The organism is uncultured Tateyamaria sp., assembly GCF_947503045.1.
Taxonomy (GTDB): domain Bacteria; phylum Pseudomonadota; class Alphaproteobacteria; order Rhodobacterales; family Rhodobacteraceae; genus Tateyamaria.
Genome location: NZ_CANNCF010000004.1, coordinates 188452 through 203752, shown reverse-complemented (window position 1 = coordinate 203752; position 15301 = coordinate 188452). Strand labels below are relative to the sequence as shown.

Below are 15301 nucleotides of genomic sequence, written 5' to 3'. Positions count from 1 at the left end.
AGCCAACTGGGGCACGATCCCGCCGATGTGAACGCCCTAATGACGCAAGTGTTTTGCCTGCAATATCTGCCTATTGGCGCACAAGGGGCGCGCGCGCCAGATCGCTATCCCGCCATGCGAGAATTCCAGTGGCCAGTGCCTCGACCATCACCGCCCGCCAAACGGGGTCGCGCAGGTTGGCAAGGTCGCGCTTGTCCGACAGGAACCCGACCTCGACCAGCACTGACGGGATGTCGGCACTTTTCAGCACCGAAAACGACGCCTCGCGCCGGGGGCGCTTGTTCATCGGGCCGCCCGCCTCGCCCATGCTGTCAATCAGGGCTATGGCCAGATCATGGGTGCGCGGCATCGTCTCGACCCGCGCCAGATCCATGAGGACGGAGGCGACCTGATCGTCCGTTCCGCTCAGATCGACCCCGGCAATGATGTCGGACCGGTCATGCTGCGCGGCCAGTTGGGCTGAGGCCGCATCAGAGGCCTCATCCGACAACGTATAGACCGTTGCGCCCCGCGCCTGCCCCTCGCTCAGGGAATCCGCGTGCAGAGACACAAATGCATCCGCGCCCACCTGATGGGCCAGCGCCACACGACCGGTGAGCGAGACAAATTCGTCGCGTTCGCGCGTCAGCACCACCTCGACCCCGCCTGCCCGGCGCAGCGCGTCGCGCAAGGCCAGTGCAATACCCAGCATCAGTTCCTTTTCCGTGGTGGTGTCGCGCACCGCACCCGGGTCCACCCCGCCATGACCCGGATCAATCACAAGGACAAAGCTGTCATCATCTACCACAACCGGGGGTGCGGCCGCCTGCACCGCCCAGTCGGGGTTCACGGGCGCGCCTGCGCGGGCGGCAAAGGCGTCGGCCTCGACTGATTCCAGCAGTATGGACAAGGCCGCGCGCCCCGAACTGGTGTCCACCGGCATCGCGATCTCGACCGGCAGCATCGGCTCGGTCAGGTCCGCAACCAGTCGCGACCAGCCCGGTTTGAACGTGCCAAAGCGCAAGGAAGAGATGCGCGTCGTCTCGCCCAGCAGCGCCTCGGCGGTGACGCCTGCAAAGTCGACCTCGCGGAAATCGGCGACAAGGCGGGCGGGATCGTCGAGCACAAAGACCCGGAACGGCACGCCCTGGCTGAGGCCAAGGGACAGCGTGGTGCTGCCAAACCAACTGTCCTCGACCCCGCTGGCGCCCATGTCCACGCGGGCAAGGCCCGACAGGTCCTGCGCGCTGGCCGTGATCGCCCAGAGCCAGATCATGAGTGCTGATAAAACTGCCCGCATTGCTTATTGCCCGCTTTTTTCGGGCACGTTAGTGCATCCCTGCCCGAACGGGAATCCCCTATGCGCGCACGGCCATGAATTCCGTCAATCGCCGAAGCCCTTCGGCGATGTCCTCGGTCTTGCGGGCATAGGAAAAGCGCAAAGTGGTATGCCCGCGCACCGGGTCGAAATCGAGCCCCGGCGTGACGGCAACCCCGGCCTGTTCTAGGATTTCAGCAGCAAAGGCGCGCGAATCCTGCGTGATCTCGGACACATCCGCGTAGACGTAAAACGCCCCGTCAGGCGGTGCGATGCGACTGAACCCCGCCTTGGGCAAGCCATCGAGGATCAGCGCGCGGTTGGTGCGGTAGACATCCATGTTGACCTGCAACTCTTCGTGCGCATCCATGGCCGCGAGGGCTGCGACCTGACTGGCGTGGGGTGCGCAGATGAACATGTTCTGGGCGATACGCTCGACCACGCGCACGTGGGCCTCGGGCACCACCATCCAGCCAACCCGCCATCCGGTCATGGAAAAATACTTGGAAAAGGAGTTGATCACATAGACGTCGTCGCTGAGTTCCAGCGCGCTGACGGCCTTGGCCTCGTATTCGATGCCGTGATAAATCTCGTCACTGATGAAGCTGGTGTTTGTCGCCGCGCAGGCCTCGATCAGGGCCGACATCGCGGGCCGGTTCAGCATGGTGCCGGTGGGATTGGCCGGCGAGGCAACCAGCAGACCGGCAAGGTCGAGCCCCGCGAAATCATCCGGCACTGGCTGCAAGCGGCTGGAATCGGACGTGGGCAGATCGACCGCCTCAAAGCCAAGCCCGCGCAGGATCTGGCGATAGCTGGGATAGCCCGGCGCGCCGATCCCCACCCGGTCGCCGCTGTCAAAGAGCGCGTTGAAGGCCAGGATGAATCCCCCCGACGCGCCCGAGGTCACGATCACCCGCTCGGGGTTCAGATCGACCCCGTACCACTCGCCATAAAGGCGCGCGATGCGGGAGCGCAGTTCGGGCAGACCCAAGGCCACCGTATAACCCAAGGGCCCCGCCGCCATCGCGTCACTCAATGCGCGGATCGCCGCCTGCGGCGCGCCCGTGCCGGGCTGACCGACTTCCATGTGGATAATATGGCGGCCCGCAGCTTCGGCGGCGCGCGCGGCCTCCATCACATCCATCACGATAAAGGGATCGACGTCACTGCGTCTTGAGGTTCGCATGGGCTCTCCTATGATCGGTACATGGTCATTCATCCTGTCACGCGGCTCGCGTCAATCCTGATCCTGACTTTCGCGCTGGCGATGCCTGCGCGCGCGGTGTCGCTGCTGCGCGATGCGGACATGGAATATGCGCTGTCCCAAGTGGCCGCGCCCGTGCTGCGGGCGGCAGGGCTGAGTGCGGCGCGCACCAAGATTCTGGTGGTCAATGACGGCACGCTCAACGCGTTTGTGGTCAGCAATGACGCGATCTATATCCATTCCGGCCTGATCGGGCGGATGGAGAATGCCGCGATGCTGCAGGCGGTAATCGCCCATGAGGCCGCCCATATCGCCAATGGCCATATTACGCGGCGCATGACCAATCTGGGCAACGCGCGCACTGCCGCTGGGCTGGGTATGGCGCTCGCAGTGATTGCAGCGGCGGCAGGCGGCGGCGAGGCGGCAGGGGCCATCGCGATTGGGTCGCAAAGTGCCGCGATGCGCGCCTTTCTGACCCACACCCGCGCCGAAGAAAGCTCGGCCGACCAGTCTGGCGCCCGGTATCTGCGCAGCGCCGGCATTCCGCTGTCGGGCATGCTGGATGTGTTTCGCCTGTTTCGTGGCCAAGAGGTGCTGTCCGCCGCACGTCAGGACCCTTACGTGCGCTCGCACCCGCTCAGCCGGGACCGGCTGCGCGCAATCGAAGGGTACGCGGCGGCTTATGGCAACCAGACTTCGGCGGATTCGGCCAAGTGGGATTACTGGTTTGCCCGCGCCAAGGGCAAGCTAACCGCCTATCAGCGCCGCCCCAACTGGACGCTGAACCGGCTGGGCGACACGGGATACCGGGACGTGGCCCTGATGCGCGAGGCGATGGCGCGGCACCGCAATTCGCAAACCCGCAAGGCGTTGACGGCCATCGACAAGGCCATCGCGCTGCAGCCCAGTGATCCGTTCTACTACGACCTCAAGGGTCAGATCCTGATGGAGACCCGGCAATTCGCGGCCGCCGCAAACGCGCATGGACGTGCGGTTCAACTGCGCCCGCGTGACGGGTTGCTGCAGGCCAGTTATGGGCGGGCGCTGCTGGCCACCGGCAATGCACGCGCCGCCCTGCCCGCGCTGGAACGCGCGCGCCAGATCGACTTTCGCGACGGCTCGATGTTGCGCGATCTGTCGGTGGCTTATGCGCGCACCGGAAACAACGGCATGGCCTCGCTGGTGACGGCCGAACGCTATGCCCTGCGCGGTAGCCTTGAGGATGCCGGAATCCACGCCAAACGCGCGACGGGCCTGCTGCCCGAAGGCTCCGGGCCTTGGCAACGGGCGCATGATGTGCTCCTTGCATCCGAACGCGCCGCAAAGAGAAAGAGATAACCCATGTTTCGCAAACTTGCCCTTCCCAGTCTGCTGGCCCTGAGCCTCTCCCTGCCCGCGCAGGCGCTTGATCTGACCCAGATGTCTGATGAGGAACGCGCGATCTTTCGCGAAGAGGTCCGCGCCTATCTGATGGACAACCCGCAGGTGATCATGGACGCGGTCGCGGTTCTGGAAGAGCGCCAACAGGCCGCACAGGCGCAGGCGGACCTGACCCTTGTGAGCGACAATGCCGATGAGATTTTCAACGACGGCTACAGCTTTGTCGGGGGCAATCCGGACGGGGACATCACGCTGGTCGAGTTCCTCGATTACCGCTGCGGCTTTTGCAAGCGGGCCCATGGTGAAGTGGCCAAGCTGCTGGAAACAGACGGCAATATCCGCCTCGTGGTCAAGGAGTTCCCGATCCTGGGCGAACAGTCCTTGCTGGCCTCACGCTTTGCCGTGGCGACCAAGCAGATCGCGGGAGATGCCGCCTACAGAGGCCTGCATGACGCGCTGATGGAGATGAACAGTGACGTGACCCTGCGTACGCTCAAACGTATGGCATCGACCTTTGGCCTGGATGCAGACGCGATCGAGGCGCGCATGGACGATGAGGCGGTGACGGATGAAATCCGCCGCACGCGCGCGCTGGCAACACGGCTGCAGATCTCGGGCACACCGACCTTTGTGCTGCAGGACGAATTGCTGCGCGGCTACCTGCCCTATGACCAGATGCAGGCGTTGGTCGACGAAAAACGCGGCTGACCGGCAGCCGCGTTTTCAAACTTTTCAATGGTGCCGCGAGGCGCCGTGTCGGATCAGGTCCGCTTGGTCCGACGACGGCGCGCGGCAAACGCACCCGCCCCCAGAACGAACGGCGCATAGAGCGCCACGCCAGCAGGCAATGGCACGGCGGACACATCCCCGAACTGGACGGTGTAGTCAAACGATCCTTCGTTGCCTCTTGGCGCCAGTTGGAATGCATAAAAACCAGCATCCAAGGACGCAGGAACCGAAGATTCGGTGAATGTTCCAATCGACGATCCAGCCCGGGCAAACATCACGAAACCAGAGCTCGCAGCCACTTCATTCTGAATCATGATCGAGAAGTTCAGCGTCTCGGTCAATGTGAACGAAAATGTATCGAACTCGTCCGTTCCAGAAACAACGCTGGACCCGCCGTCGATCGAGCCAAGGATCACCCCCTGGCCGATTGTGCCCAAGTCGGTTCCCGGGTTTGTGCCAAAATCACCAGACGCGCTTTCATCGTAGATCACGCTTGCCGCGGACGCAGACCCTGCCGTCAAAATGACAGCCAATGTGGTCAAGATCTTCTTCATAGTATTTCCCTTCACTTGCCCGGGAACAACGGGCGAACCAATTCCAAATGCATTCCTCGCGCATCGGTACGGGAGTGCGTACCAAGCACGCAAGCGGATAATTGCCGATTGTCGCAGCAAACCCATCTGCGCCATATCCGCGATAAGTCTAAGTGTCTGAAAAATTTATGGTTTTACTCTGCGGCTTGTGACCCGGCGGCCACAGCTTCTGCATCCAGTTCCGCCGCCTTCTTCTCGACCTGCTCAACAATGTGCTCCACCATCTCGTCATTGTTCAGCTTGTGGCTTTGTTTGCCCGCGAGATACACCATCCCGTGGCCCGCACCCCCGCCGGTAAAGCCCACATCCGTCATCAGCGCCTCGCCTGGGCCATTGACCACACAGCCGATGATCGACAGCGACATCGGCGTCTTGATATGGGCCAACCGCTCTTCGAGCACCTCGACCGTCTTGATGACGTTGAAGCCCTGACGCGCGCAGGACGGGCAGGATATGATGTTCACGCCGCGATGGCGCAGGCCGAGGGATTTGAGGATTTCATAGCCCACTTTCACCTCTTCGACCGGGTCGGCAGAGAGGGACACGCGGATCGTGTCGCCAATCCCCATCCACAGGAGTTGCCCGAGGCCGATGGCCGTTTTTATGGTGCCCGTGGTCAGCCCGCCCGCTTCGGTGATGCCAAGGTGAATGGGCGCGTCCGTGGCCTCGGCAAGCTGTTGATAGGCCGCGGCGGCCATGAAGACATCCGAGGCCTTGCAGCTGATCTTGAACTCGTGAAAATCGTTGTCCTGCAGGATCTTGATGTGATCAAGGCCACTTTCGACCATCGCATCCGGGGTCGGTTCACCGTATTTGTCCAGCAGGTGTTTTTCGAGCGACCCGGCATTCACCCCGATGCGGATCGAACAGTTGTGATCGCGCGCGGCCTTGATGACCTCGCGCACCCGCTTTTCGTCACCGATATTGCCCGGATTGATGCGCAGACAGGCCGCACCCGCCTCTGCCGCCTCGATCCCGCGTTTGTAGTGGAAATGGATGTCGGCCACCAAGGGCACCGGGCTTTCGCGCACGATTTCCTTCATAGATTTTGCGCTGGCCTCGTCCGGGACGGAGACACGCACGATATCCGCGCCCGCGTCGGCGGCGGCCTGCACCTGCGCGATGGTCGCCTTGGCATCCGTGGTCAGCGTGTTGGTCATCGTCTGCACGGTGATCGGTGCATCGCCCCCCACGGGCACAGTGCCCACCATGATCTGACGGCTTTTGCGCCGATAAATGTTGCGCCACGGACGGATGTGATTAAGCGACATGAAAAGCGGCCTTTGACACGGGGATCAGTTGTCAATCAAGATAGACAGTCGCGCCGCGTCCGGCAATGGGCGCAGACCCGGTCGGGCGGCTTATTCGGTGGGTTGAGAGACCGCGGCGGCCTGCGCCTCGGCATAGCGCACGAGGCCCTCGTCGGTCGAGACTTCGACCGGCAGGTAGGTTTCCTGCAGGCCTGCGATTTCAAGCGGCAGGTTGGATGTGACCGAGCCTGTGGCGCCAACGGGGCCATAGAACTTGTCGTTCATCGCGAAATAGATCGCCCCGCTTTCGCCGGTGCGCAAGGTGGGCGGTTCTTCTGTCAGGGGCGCTTCCCACGTGTCGCCTGCCTGCATGGTCGCTTCGTAGATCACAGTGCCATCGGCGGCGCGCACGCGCACCCAGGACGGGCGCACGGCAACCATGGTCAGCGCAGGCGCGGCTGCCTCGACCACTTGTGGCACGGATGGGCCGGACGGGCCGCCAAACGGGCTGGTATCGACAGCACCGGCAATTTGCGGGCGCTGGGGTTGTGGATCGGCAAAAGTACCAAGGTCGCGGGTGTCCAGTGTTGCGATGGGCGCATCACGCGCCACCAGAACCGGCACATCCAGCGCTTGCGGGCGATAAAGACGGTCCAGCACATCGGCGCGCGGTGTTTCAATATCCGGGCCCAATACGCTTTCGACCGGTGCTGCGCCATTCAATGGGTCAAGGTCAGACAGAACCACGGGCGTCTGATCCACCGGAGCCACCTGCACGCGCTGCACTTCCTGCAGGATCGCGTAGCCACCAAAGCCCAGACCGCCGATGAGGGCGAGCAGGACAAAGGTCGACCCGATGGCGCGCGGTTCAATACGCGACCACATGGCCTCGCCTGCGGGCACGAAAGGTGTCGCGGGTGCGGAGAATATGTCGCCTGCGGGGCGGCGGCTCATGCGCTCTTCGCGGCCGGATTTCTTGACGACAGAGGCCTCTTTGGACATGCCGTGCGCGACGGAAAACCCGCTTTCCTCGCAGAAACCTGCAAAGGCGCGGTCCGGATCCATGTTCAAGTAGCGCGCATAGGACCGCACGTAACCGGCAATAAAGCCGGGCGTGTCAAAGGCGTCGGGGTCACAGGATTCGATGGCGGCAATATAGCTCGCCTTGATGCGCAGCTCGCGTTGCACATCCAGCAAGGACTTGCCCATGGTGGCGCGTTCGCCGCGCATGATATCGCCGAGGCGCAGCTCGAAGTCGTCAAAGCCCTTTGGCTTTGCCTCTTCTGTGTTCTCAGTAATGACGGATTTCCGCCCGATCATGCCGCTGCCCCATGGTGTCGTGTTTAACGAATCTGTCCCACTCGATTCGTCTCACGGCTGTTGTTTAACAGAGTGTATCACAAGGCAACGGTAATTGCGAATATAGTTAAACTATCCGGCACTCTCGGCGCGATTCAGCGCACAATGCGACCAGAGTTTATCCATCGCCTGTACGAGGGCGTCCATCTCTTCGGGTCCATGCACCGGTGAGGGGGTGAATCGCAGCCGTTCGGTGCCGCGTGGTACGGTCGGATAGTTGATCGGCTGAACGTAAATTCCGTGTTCGTCCAACAACATATCACTCAACAGCTTGGTATGGACCGGATTGCCGACCATCACCGGAACAATATGGCTGCCATGATCGATAATTGGCAAGCCCAATCCCTTGAGACGCAGTTTCAGCGCCTTGGCCTGCGCCTGTTGATCCGCGCGCAGATTTTCTGCGGTCTTCAAAAATCTGACCGAGGCCGCAGCCCCTGCCGCAACGGCCGGTGGCAGCGACGTGGTAAAGATGAAGCCCGGTGCGTAAGACCTTATCGCATCACACATTTTTGCAGATGCCGCGATGTAGCCGCCCATTACGCCATAGGCCTTGGCCAGCGTGCCATTGATGATGTCGATGCGGTCCATCAGGCCGTCGCGTTCAGCAACACCCGCCCCACGAGGCCCGTACATACCCACCGCGTGGACCTCGTCGATATACGTCAGCGCACCGAATTCATCGGCAAGATCGCAAATCTCGGCAATGGGGCCAAAATCTCCGTCCATCGAATAAATCGACTCAAAGGCGATCAATTTTGGCGCGTTTGGATCATCCGCCTCCAGCAATGCGCGCAGGTGTTCGACGTCATTGTGACGGAACACACGCTTGGCACCACCATTGCGGCGCACCCCTTCGATCATCGAGGCGTGGTTGAGCGCATCGGAGTAAATAATGAGGCCGGGAAAGAGCTTGGGCAGCGTACTTAATGTCGCATCATTGGCGATATAGGCGCTGGTGAACAGCAGGGCCGCCTCTTTGGCATGCAGATCGGCCAGTTCGGCCTCAAGGCGCTTGTGATAGACGGTGGTGCCGGAAATGTTGCGTGTGCCGCCAGATCCGGCGCCTGTGGCATCAATCGCCTCGTGCATCGCTTTCAGCACAATCGGGTTCTGCCCCATACCAAGATAGTCATTTCCGCACCACACGGTGATCGGCGCGCGGCTGCCATCCGGGCGCGTCCACACAGCATGGGGAAACTGACCCTTTTGGCGTTCGATATCGATGAACGTGCGGTAGCGCCCTTCGTCATGCAGGCGTTGCAGGGAGTCGTCCAATTTGGCTGCGTAATCCACACGTGGCTCCATCTTGGTCTTTGTCAGATCGAAACGCGCAATGCGCGCTGGTTTTAGAACGAATATAGACTGCGAAATGCACCTTCAATGCTAATCAAAAGGGCGTCATGTCGCAGGTCGGCAAATCCTGACCCTTCTGACATGGCGTGAAGTGACCGGGCATTGACCCAAATCAAATCGGCCCTCTGGACACTGCGGCCCGCCCGGCTACTCTCGGGCCGACCCATCCAACAGGAGCCGCCATGACCCTCGACGCCGTCCTCGCCCGCATCGATGCCGACCTGCCCCAGGCCACCGAGCGTCTGCTCGATCTGCTGCGCATCCCCTCCATCTCGACCGATCCGGCGTTCAAGGCGGACTGCGACAGCGCCGCCGACTGGCTGGTCGCTGACCTGCAAAGCCTTGGGGTCGCTGCGGAAAAGCGCCCCACCCCCGGCCATCCGATGGTGGTCGGCCATGTGGAGGGCGACGGCCCCCACCTGCTGTTTTATGGCCACTACGATGTGCAACCCGTCGATCCGCTGGACTTGTGGGACCGCGACCCGTTCGATCCCGAAGTGCAGGACACCGATGCAGGCCAGGTCATCCGCGGGCGGGGCAGTTCGGATGACAAGGGGCAGCTCATGACCTTTGTCGAGGCCTGTCGCGCCTGGAAGGCCGAGCATGGTACTCTGCCCTGCCGCATCACCTTCTTCTTCGAGGGAGAAGAGGAATCCGGCTCGCCCTCGCTGGTGCCCTTCATGGAGCAAAATGCAGCGGAGCTGAAATCCGACCTCGCCCTGATCTGCGACACCGGCCTGTTCGAATCCCGTGTGCCCGCCATCGTCACCATGCTGCGCGGGCTGCTGGGTGAGGAAATCACCATCACCGCCCCCGACAAGGACCTGCATTCCGGCATGTATGGCGGCATCGCGATGAACCCGATCCGGGTGCTGACGCGAATTCTCTCCAGTCTGCACGACGATTCCGGGCGCATCACCGTGCCCGGGTTCTATGACGGCGTGCCTGAGCTACCGGACGCAATCCGCCAGCAATGGCAGGGTCTGGCCTTTGATCATGGCACATTCCTGGGCGATGTGGACCTGTCGGTGCCCGCGGGCGAAGTGGACCGCACCCCGATCGAGATGATCTGGTCGCGCCCAACTTGCGAGATCAACGGCATCTGGGGCGGCTATACCGGCGCTGGGTTCAAAACCGTGCTGCCAAGCAAGGCACAGGCCAAGGTCAGCTTTCGCCTCGTCGGCGAGCAGGACCCGCTGGCGATCCGAGCCAGCTTTCGCAAGATGATCGAGGACGCCCTGCCCGCCGATTGCAAAGTCGAATTTCACGGCCACGGTGCGGGCCATGCATCGATCACCGAAACCACCGATCCGGCCTTTGAAAAGGCACGGCACGCGCTCAGCGATGAATGGAACATCCCGGCGGCCTATGTGGGCTGCGGCGGCTCGATCCCGATTGCGGGGCACTTCCAGAACATCCTTGGCACGACGCCCATGCTGGTCGGCTTTGGCAAGGACGACGACCAGATACACTCACCGAACGAGAAATACGATCTGGAGAGTTTTCACAAAGGCATCCGCAGTTGGGCCCGCATTCTTGCGGCGCTGACATGAGTAAACACATGCCTTGCACCGCGAAAACTCTACGAGGGCTGCGCCCGTGCGTGCCTGAAACACTCCCCCGGAGTGTTTCCAGGACGGCGCGCACTCACAAAGGCATCCGCAGTTGGGCCCGGTTTCTGGCAGCACTCACGTAAGAACTCATGCGCGCGCGCCGGTCTCACGTCAAATACCCAAGGACACCCGACCCAAGCCAACCGTCCCCCTTCTCTGATTCAAAAAAATCCCGGGGGTCTGGGGGCTGGCCCCCAGCCTGCCTCAACCACAAGGCGCTTCATGACCCAGTTCACCACACCCGACGGCATCACCATCGCCTATGAGAAATCCGGTACCGGCCCACCGGTCCTGTTGCTGCATGGCTTTCCCCAAACCCGCGCCATGTGGCACGCCATTGCCCCGGTCCTCGCGCGCGACTTTACCGTGATCACAGCCGACCTGCGCGGCTATGGCGACAGCACCAAACCGGCCCGCATGGAAGATATGAGCTTTCGTGCCATGGCCGCCGATCAGGTGGCGCTGATGCAAGCCCTTGGGTTTGAGCAGTTCCATCTGGTCGGCCACGATCGCGGAGGACGGACCGCGCACCGGCTGGCGCTGGATCATGCAGATTCAGTGCTGTCGCTCACCCTTATGGACATCGTGCCCACGCATCTCTTGCTTGACGATCTGAGCCAACAGGTCGCACGCGCCTATTATCACTGGTTCTTTCTGGCCCAACCTGAACCGATTCCCGAAACCCTCATCGGCTATGACCCTGACACCTATTTCGAAACCTGTCTGGCCGGTTGGGGCGGCCGTATGGATGGATTCGCAGAACCCGCACTGAATGCCTATCGAAAGGCCTGGCGTGAGCCGGATTGCATCCGGTCCATGTGCAACGATTACCGCGCGGCCATTGATGTGGATTTCGCACTCGACGCGCAGGATCTGGAGCGGCAGGTGGATGTGCCGACCCTTGTTCTTTATGGCGCGGATGGGGTTATGGGACAGGCCTATGATGTGCCAGACACCTGGGCCAATCGGCTCTCGAATATGCAAAGCGTGGCACTTCCCGGCGGTCACTTCTTTCCCGACACACATCCGCAGGAAACCAGCGCGGCCTTGCTCAGCTTTTTGACCGAACTGACCGCCTGATCCGATGGAGGCGGTTTCCGAAATCGGAAACCGGCACGGAAAACGCCTCGTTTTTTACGCCTGCCCAACCCGACGCGCCACAAAAGAAAAAGCCGCCCCCGAAAATCGGGAGCGGCTTTTGTCGCAGCAGTGGCGCGGTTGACGGGGCTCGAACCCGCGACCCCCGGCGTGACAGGCCGGTACTCTAACCAACTGAGCTACAACCGCCCGCTGCGTTCTGGCGTATTATGGCCCCGGCCCGCCCTCGTCAAGCGGGGTTTTTCGCCAAATGTGCAAATTCACAACTTTGCTTTGCTCACGCCCCTGCAACCGGGCATGAACGGTGCAGGCTCGGGCCTAGTGATCCGGCAGTGGAATGAATTCATCCTCATCCCCCGGGGGCAATTTGAACCGCCCATGCGCCCAGTCCCCGGCGCGCCAGGCCTCTTTGGCAGCATCAATGCGCTCGCGCGATGAGGCGACGAAATTCCACCAGATATGGCGCGAGCCTTCCAGCGTGGCCCCACCCAGCATCATCAGGCGCGCACCGCCCTCTCCGGCAGTGACCGACATCGCGTCTCCGGGACGAAAGACCATCATCTGACCCGCGGTGTAGGGTTCACCGGCGACAGTGATCGACCCGTCCACCACGTAGATGCCGCGATCTTCGTGATTGTCCGGCAACGGGATCGCGGCCCCCGCCTCCAGTACCGCATCCGCATAGAACATCTCGGAAAAGGTCTGCACCGGCGCACGTTCGCCCCAGGCATCACCCAGAATCAGGCGCACCTCTTTGCCCTCGCCTTCGAGAAAGGGCAGATCAGCGCGGGCCGCGTGCTGAAAATCCGCCGGATCGTCCTCGGCATCCTTGGGCAAGGCGACCCAGGTCTGGATGCCAAACAGATCATGGGGGCGGTCGCGAATCTCACCATCCGTGCGCTCGGAATGGGTGATGCCGTGGCCTGCCACCATCCAGTTCACCGCCCCCGGTTCAATCCACTGATCCGTGCCCAGACTGTCCCGGTGATGGATCTTGCCCTTGTAAAGATAGGTTACCGTAGCAAGCCCGATATGGGGATGGGGTCGGACATCAATGCCGGTGCCGGTCACAAATTCCGCAGGGCCCATCTGGTCGAAAAAGATGAACGGACCAACCATCTGCCGCTTGGGTGCGGGCAAGGCACGGCGCACCTCGAACCCTCCCAGATCGCGGGCACGGGGCACGATGACGGTGTCTATGGCGTCGACCGCGTCGCCCTTGGGGCAATCGGGATCAAGGGCAGGGTTCCAGCTCATCTCGGGCCTCCGGGTTTGGTTCCATCTGGTTCAACCTAACCGGGACCAGCCTCAAATCAAGCGCGCCACGCGGTCTTTTAGGCGTCCTCATCCCCACGCACGCGGCGGCGCAATTCGGCCGCCGTGCGTTCCAGATCAGCCGCCAGCAGGATCAACCGAGCGACATGGCGGGGACGATCGGTTTGGGCCAGCTCATAGGCCGCATATTCCAGAACCTCCGCCGCCGTGGCGAGCGCCGCCGGGGTCCGCACATCGAGCGGCATATCGTTCAGGTGATCGATGACGGATTGGATGCGCCCCTCGAGAAAGGCGTCTCGGGCCGGAGAATTCGGTGACATGGAAAATCGTCTCTCAATGGTTAACAACCCGGCCGACCTAGCGCGCGCCCAGCACCACTGTCATGTCACGTGCATACGCCACATAGGCCCCGCCTAGGGCACGATCAACCCGGCCCCCATGCCCCTTATGGCGGCAGTGGTTCGATCCGCCACGCCCAGCTTGTCAAATATCCGGCGCACCAGTGTGTCGACAGTGTGCGGAGACAATTCGAGCCGATTGGCAATACCCTTGTTGGATTCGCCGCGGGCCATCCAGCGCAGGATCTCGCGTTCACGTGGCGACAGGCGCGCTGCCGGAACGCCATGCGGGTTCAACTCGCAATAGCGCAGATGCCCGGCCTGAGCGACCAGCTGAAAGTCGAGCACGAGGGGCAAGGGCAGTTCGTGGCTCTTGCCGGTTCCGAGGCCGACATATCCGTTGCGCAGACCCGGCCCAAAGACCTGATAGGCCAGCCCGTCGCCAACACCGGCATCATGCATCTGGCACAGGTATTCCTTTTGCTCGGGCGTCAGACGCATCAGGTTTTCGATGTCGGACCAGCGGAACGGACGCGTGGCGCTTTGGGCCAATTCGGTAATGGGATCAACCAGATACAGCTTGCGTTCGATGTACTGACACACCCATTCCCTTGAAAACCCGTCGGTGTTGATCGTCACCGATTGGTCTGTGCGCAGATCGGTGGAAAAGTGGTGATAGCTGATCTTTTCGACGCCGTGATCGTGGAAATAGTCCAAAACCAGCCGCCAGAGGGCGGCGCTGTCGGTCTGATCCTGAATGTCGCCCAGCATGGAAAAGGTCATATGGTCCCCCAACCCGTCGCCTCAACTAGCACGGGAGTGCCGTGGCGTTCAAAGAAATAGGCGGGCGTTTCCGCGCTGCGGACAACTGACTGTGGACGAAAAGGATCGTGAGAGGCTCGAACTCCCCGCCCAGAGTGACGCCGCAGGCGGCGCGCGTCGGTCGGGCCAACCGCTGCGCGCGACATCAAGGGAGGGTACAACGGTCAGGCTATGGTGGGTTGTGAGAGGCTCGAACTCCAGACCCAGCGTAGCGCCGCAGGCGATGCGCGTCGGTCGGGGCCATCCGCTGCGCGCGACATCAAGGGAGGGTACAACGGTCAGGCTATGGTGGGTCGTGAGAGGCTCGAACTCCCGACATCTTCGGTGTAAACGAAGCGCTCTACCAACTGAGCTAACGACCCGCCTGCGCGTCTCTTAGCCCAAGGCGACATCCGGCTTCAAGCCCCTTCGGACAGGCAGGTCTGCACGCCTTGCGAAAGGTGGTACACGACGCCCTGCCCGCCTGGCAAAGTATCAAAGGCCCCGGGCTCCAGCCCCAGCGCATGACAGCGCAACATGCGCGACGTGATGCCGTGGGTGACGATCACGGCAGGGCCCGTCAGATCCGCCAGAAACGCACCGGTCCGGGTGTAAAGTGACATGATCCCCTCGCCCCCCGGCGCATGATCGTACCAGGACATATCCGCTTCGGTTTCAAACATATGCGGGACGGTGGCGGCGATCTCGCGGCGTTCTTTTCCGGTCCAAGCACCCATTGTGATCTCTGTCAGGCGCGCATCGTGCCGGGCCTCGTCCGCGCGCGCGCCCAAGGCGATCTGAGCGGTTGCACGTGCACGGCCCTGCGGGCTGGACCACAGCGCCCAATCGTCCACGCCGAATTCGGTCAACAGGCGCCCCTGGGCATCTGCCTGCGCGCGACCCTTGGCGGTCAGGGGGCTGTCCATCTCGCCTTGCATCCGTCCGGCCAGATTCCATTCGGTTTCGCCGTGGCGCAGGATCAAAAGGTCAGGATATCTCATGGCCCCG

The 15301-nt window shown here is 62.1% G+C and carries 14 protein-coding genes and 2 tRNA genes; 4 read left to right on the top strand and 12 right to left on the bottom strand.

What is annotated here, in order from left to right; genetic code table 11:
• Window positions 1-70: 70 nt before the first annotated feature.
• Both Q1A89_RS17250 and Q1A89_RS17245 read right to left on the bottom strand, forming a co-directional pair.
• Window positions 71-1255, bottom strand: a complete 1185-nt coding sequence (locus Q1A89_RS17250) for an N-acetylmuramoyl-L-alanine amidase (RefSeq protein WP_299731171.1) — start codon at window positions 1253-1255, stop codon at window positions 71-73.
• A gap of 82 nt (window positions 1256-1337) precedes the next feature.
• On the bottom strand, window positions 1338-2483 hold the full coding sequence (locus Q1A89_RS17245) for an aminotransferase class I/II-fold pyridoxal phosphate-dependent enzyme (RefSeq protein WP_299731168.1): 1146 nt from the start codon (window positions 2481-2483) through the stop codon (window positions 1338-1340).
• Between the two features lie 21 nt (window positions 2484-2504).
• Between Q1A89_RS17245 and Q1A89_RS17240 the strand changes: the two genes are divergently transcribed.
• Together Q1A89_RS17240 and Q1A89_RS17235 are read left to right on the top strand one after the other, a co-directional pair.
• Entirely contained in the window at window positions 2505-3839 is a 1335-nt protein-coding gene (locus tag Q1A89_RS17240; RefSeq protein ID WP_299731165.1) for a M48 family metalloprotease, read from the top strand.
• A gap of 3 nt (window positions 3840-3842) precedes the next feature.
• A complete protein-coding gene (locus Q1A89_RS17235) occupies window positions 3843-4589 on the top strand; it encodes a DsbA family protein (protein WP_299731162.1) in 747 nt (248 codons plus the stop codon).
• A 53-nt stretch (window positions 4590-4642) separates the two neighbouring features.
• On the opposite strand, the gene Q1A89_RS17230 is transcribed toward Q1A89_RS17235, so the two are convergent.
• The 4 genes from Q1A89_RS17230 to hemA form a co-directional block, all read right to left on the bottom strand.
• Window positions 4643-5290: a hypothetical protein gene (locus tag Q1A89_RS17230; protein ID WP_299731159.1), complete on the bottom strand. Its 648-nt coding sequence runs from the start codon at window positions 5288-5290 to the stop codon at window positions 4643-4645.
• Window positions 5291-5337: 47 nt separating this feature from the next.
• Complete coding sequence (gene ispG, locus Q1A89_RS17225; protein ID WP_299731156.1) at window positions 5338-6474, bottom strand: flavodoxin-dependent (E)-4-hydroxy-3-methylbut-2-enyl-diphosphate synthase; 1137 nt, start codon at window positions 6472-6474, stop codon at window positions 5338-5340.
• 90 nt (window positions 6475-6564) lie between these two features.
• Complete coding sequence (locus Q1A89_RS17220; protein ID WP_299731153.1) at window positions 6565-7773, bottom strand: helix-turn-helix domain-containing protein; 1209 nt, start codon at window positions 7771-7773, stop codon at window positions 6565-6567.
• Window positions 7774-7884: 111 nt separating this feature from the next.
• A complete protein-coding gene (gene hemA / locus Q1A89_RS17215; protein WP_299731149.1) occupies window positions 7885-9108 on the bottom strand; it encodes a 5-aminolevulinate synthase in 1224 nt (407 codons plus the stop codon).
• A gap of 242 nt (window positions 9109-9350) precedes the next feature.
• Here hemA and Q1A89_RS17210 point away from each other — a divergent pair, with 242 nt between their 5' ends.
• Both Q1A89_RS17210 and Q1A89_RS17205 read left to right on the top strand, forming a co-directional pair.
• Window positions 9351-10721: a M20/M25/M40 family metallo-hydrolase gene (locus tag Q1A89_RS17210; protein WP_299731146.1), complete on the top strand. Its 1371-nt coding sequence runs from the start codon at window positions 9351-9353 to the stop codon at window positions 10719-10721.
• Between the two features lie 282 nt (window positions 10722-11003).
• Window positions 11004-11861 carry an alpha/beta hydrolase gene (locus tag Q1A89_RS17205; RefSeq protein WP_299731143.1) on the top strand — a complete coding sequence of 286 codons (858 nt, stop codon included), beginning with the start codon at window positions 11004-11006 and terminating at the stop codon, window positions 11859-11861.
• A 130-nt stretch (window positions 11862-11991) separates the two neighbouring features.
• On the opposite strand, the gene Q1A89_RS17200 is transcribed toward Q1A89_RS17205, so the two are convergent.
• The 6 genes from Q1A89_RS17200 to Q1A89_RS17175 all read right to left on the bottom strand — a co-directional run bounded on the left by Q1A89_RS17200 (window position 11992) and on the right by Q1A89_RS17175 (window position 15294).
• A tRNA-Asp gene (locus Q1A89_RS17200) sits at window positions 11992-12068 on the bottom strand.
• Between the two features lie 129 nt (window positions 12069-12197).
• Window positions 12198-13136: a pirin family protein gene (locus Q1A89_RS17195; RefSeq protein ID WP_299731141.1), complete on the bottom strand. Its 939-nt coding sequence runs from the start codon at window positions 13134-13136 to the stop codon at window positions 12198-12200.
• Window positions 13137-13213: 77 nt separating this feature from the next.
• Window positions 13214-13474, bottom strand: coding sequence for a hypothetical protein (locus tag Q1A89_RS17190; RefSeq protein ID WP_299731139.1), 261 nt, complete (start codon window positions 13472-13474; stop codon window positions 13214-13216).
• A gap of 93 nt (window positions 13475-13567) precedes the next feature.
• Window positions 13568-14275, bottom strand: a complete 708-nt coding sequence (locus Q1A89_RS17185; RefSeq protein ID WP_299731136.1) for a LuxR family transcriptional regulator — start codon at window positions 14273-14275, stop codon at window positions 13568-13570.
• A gap of 325 nt (window positions 14276-14600) precedes the next feature.
• Window positions 14601-14676 (bottom strand) — tRNA-Val (locus tag Q1A89_RS17180).
• A gap of 36 nt (window positions 14677-14712) precedes the next feature.
• Window positions 14713-15294: a histidine phosphatase family protein gene (locus Q1A89_RS17175; RefSeq protein WP_299731133.1), complete on the bottom strand. Its 582-nt coding sequence runs from the start codon at window positions 15292-15294 to the stop codon at window positions 14713-14715.
• Between the last annotated feature and the right edge of the window lie 7 nt (window positions 15295-15301).

Excerpts from the sequence above, each read along its gene's own strand:
- Q1A89_RS17220 (WP_299731153.1), bottom strand. The coding sequence starts at position 7,773 with ATGATCGGGCGGAAATCCGTCATTACTGAGAACACAGAAGAGGCAAAG.
- Q1A89_RS17230 (WP_299731159.1), bottom strand. The coding sequence starts at position 5,290 with ATGGGTTTGCTGCGACAATCGGCAATTATCCGCTTGCGTGCTTGGTAC.
- Q1A89_RS17235 (WP_299731162.1), top strand. The coding sequence starts at position 3,843 with ATGTTTCGCAAACTTGCCCTTCCCAGTCTGCTGGCCCTGAGCCTCTCC.
- Q1A89_RS17175 (WP_299731133.1), bottom strand. The coding sequence starts at position 15,294 with ATGAGATATCCTGACCTTTTGATCCTGCGCCACGGCGAAACCGAATGG.
- Q1A89_RS17195 (WP_299731141.1), bottom strand. The coding sequence starts at position 13,136 with ATGAGCTGGAACCCTGCCCTTGATCCCGATTGCCCCAAGGGCGACGCG.
- Q1A89_RS17245 (WP_299731168.1), bottom strand. The coding sequence starts at position 2,483 with ATGCGAACCTCAAGACGCAGTGACGTCGATCCCTTTATCGTGATGGAT.
- ispG (WP_299731156.1), bottom strand. The coding sequence starts at position 6,474 with ATGTCGCTTAATCACATCCGTCCGTGGCGCAACATTTATCGGCGCAAA.
- Q1A89_RS17185 (WP_299731136.1), bottom strand. The coding sequence starts at position 14,275 with ATGACCTTTTCCATGCTGGGCGACATTCAGGATCAGACCGACAGCGCC.
- Q1A89_RS17190 (WP_299731139.1), bottom strand. The coding sequence starts at position 13,474 with ATGTCACCGAATTCTCCGGCCCGAGACGCCTTTCTCGAGGGGCGCATC.
- Q1A89_RS17205 (WP_299731143.1), top strand. The coding sequence starts at position 11,004 with ATGACCCAGTTCACCACACCCGACGGCATCACCATCGCCTATGAGAAA.
- Q1A89_RS17210 (WP_299731146.1), top strand. The coding sequence starts at position 9,351 with ATGACCCTCGACGCCGTCCTCGCCCGCATCGATGCCGACCTGCCCCAG.
- Q1A89_RS17240 (WP_299731165.1), top strand. The coding sequence starts at position 2,505 with ATGGTCATTCATCCTGTCACGCGGCTCGCGTCAATCCTGATCCTGACT.
- Q1A89_RS17250 (WP_299731171.1), bottom strand. The coding sequence starts at position 1,255 with ATGATCTGGCTCTGGGCGATCACGGCCAGCGCGCAGGACCTGTCGGGC.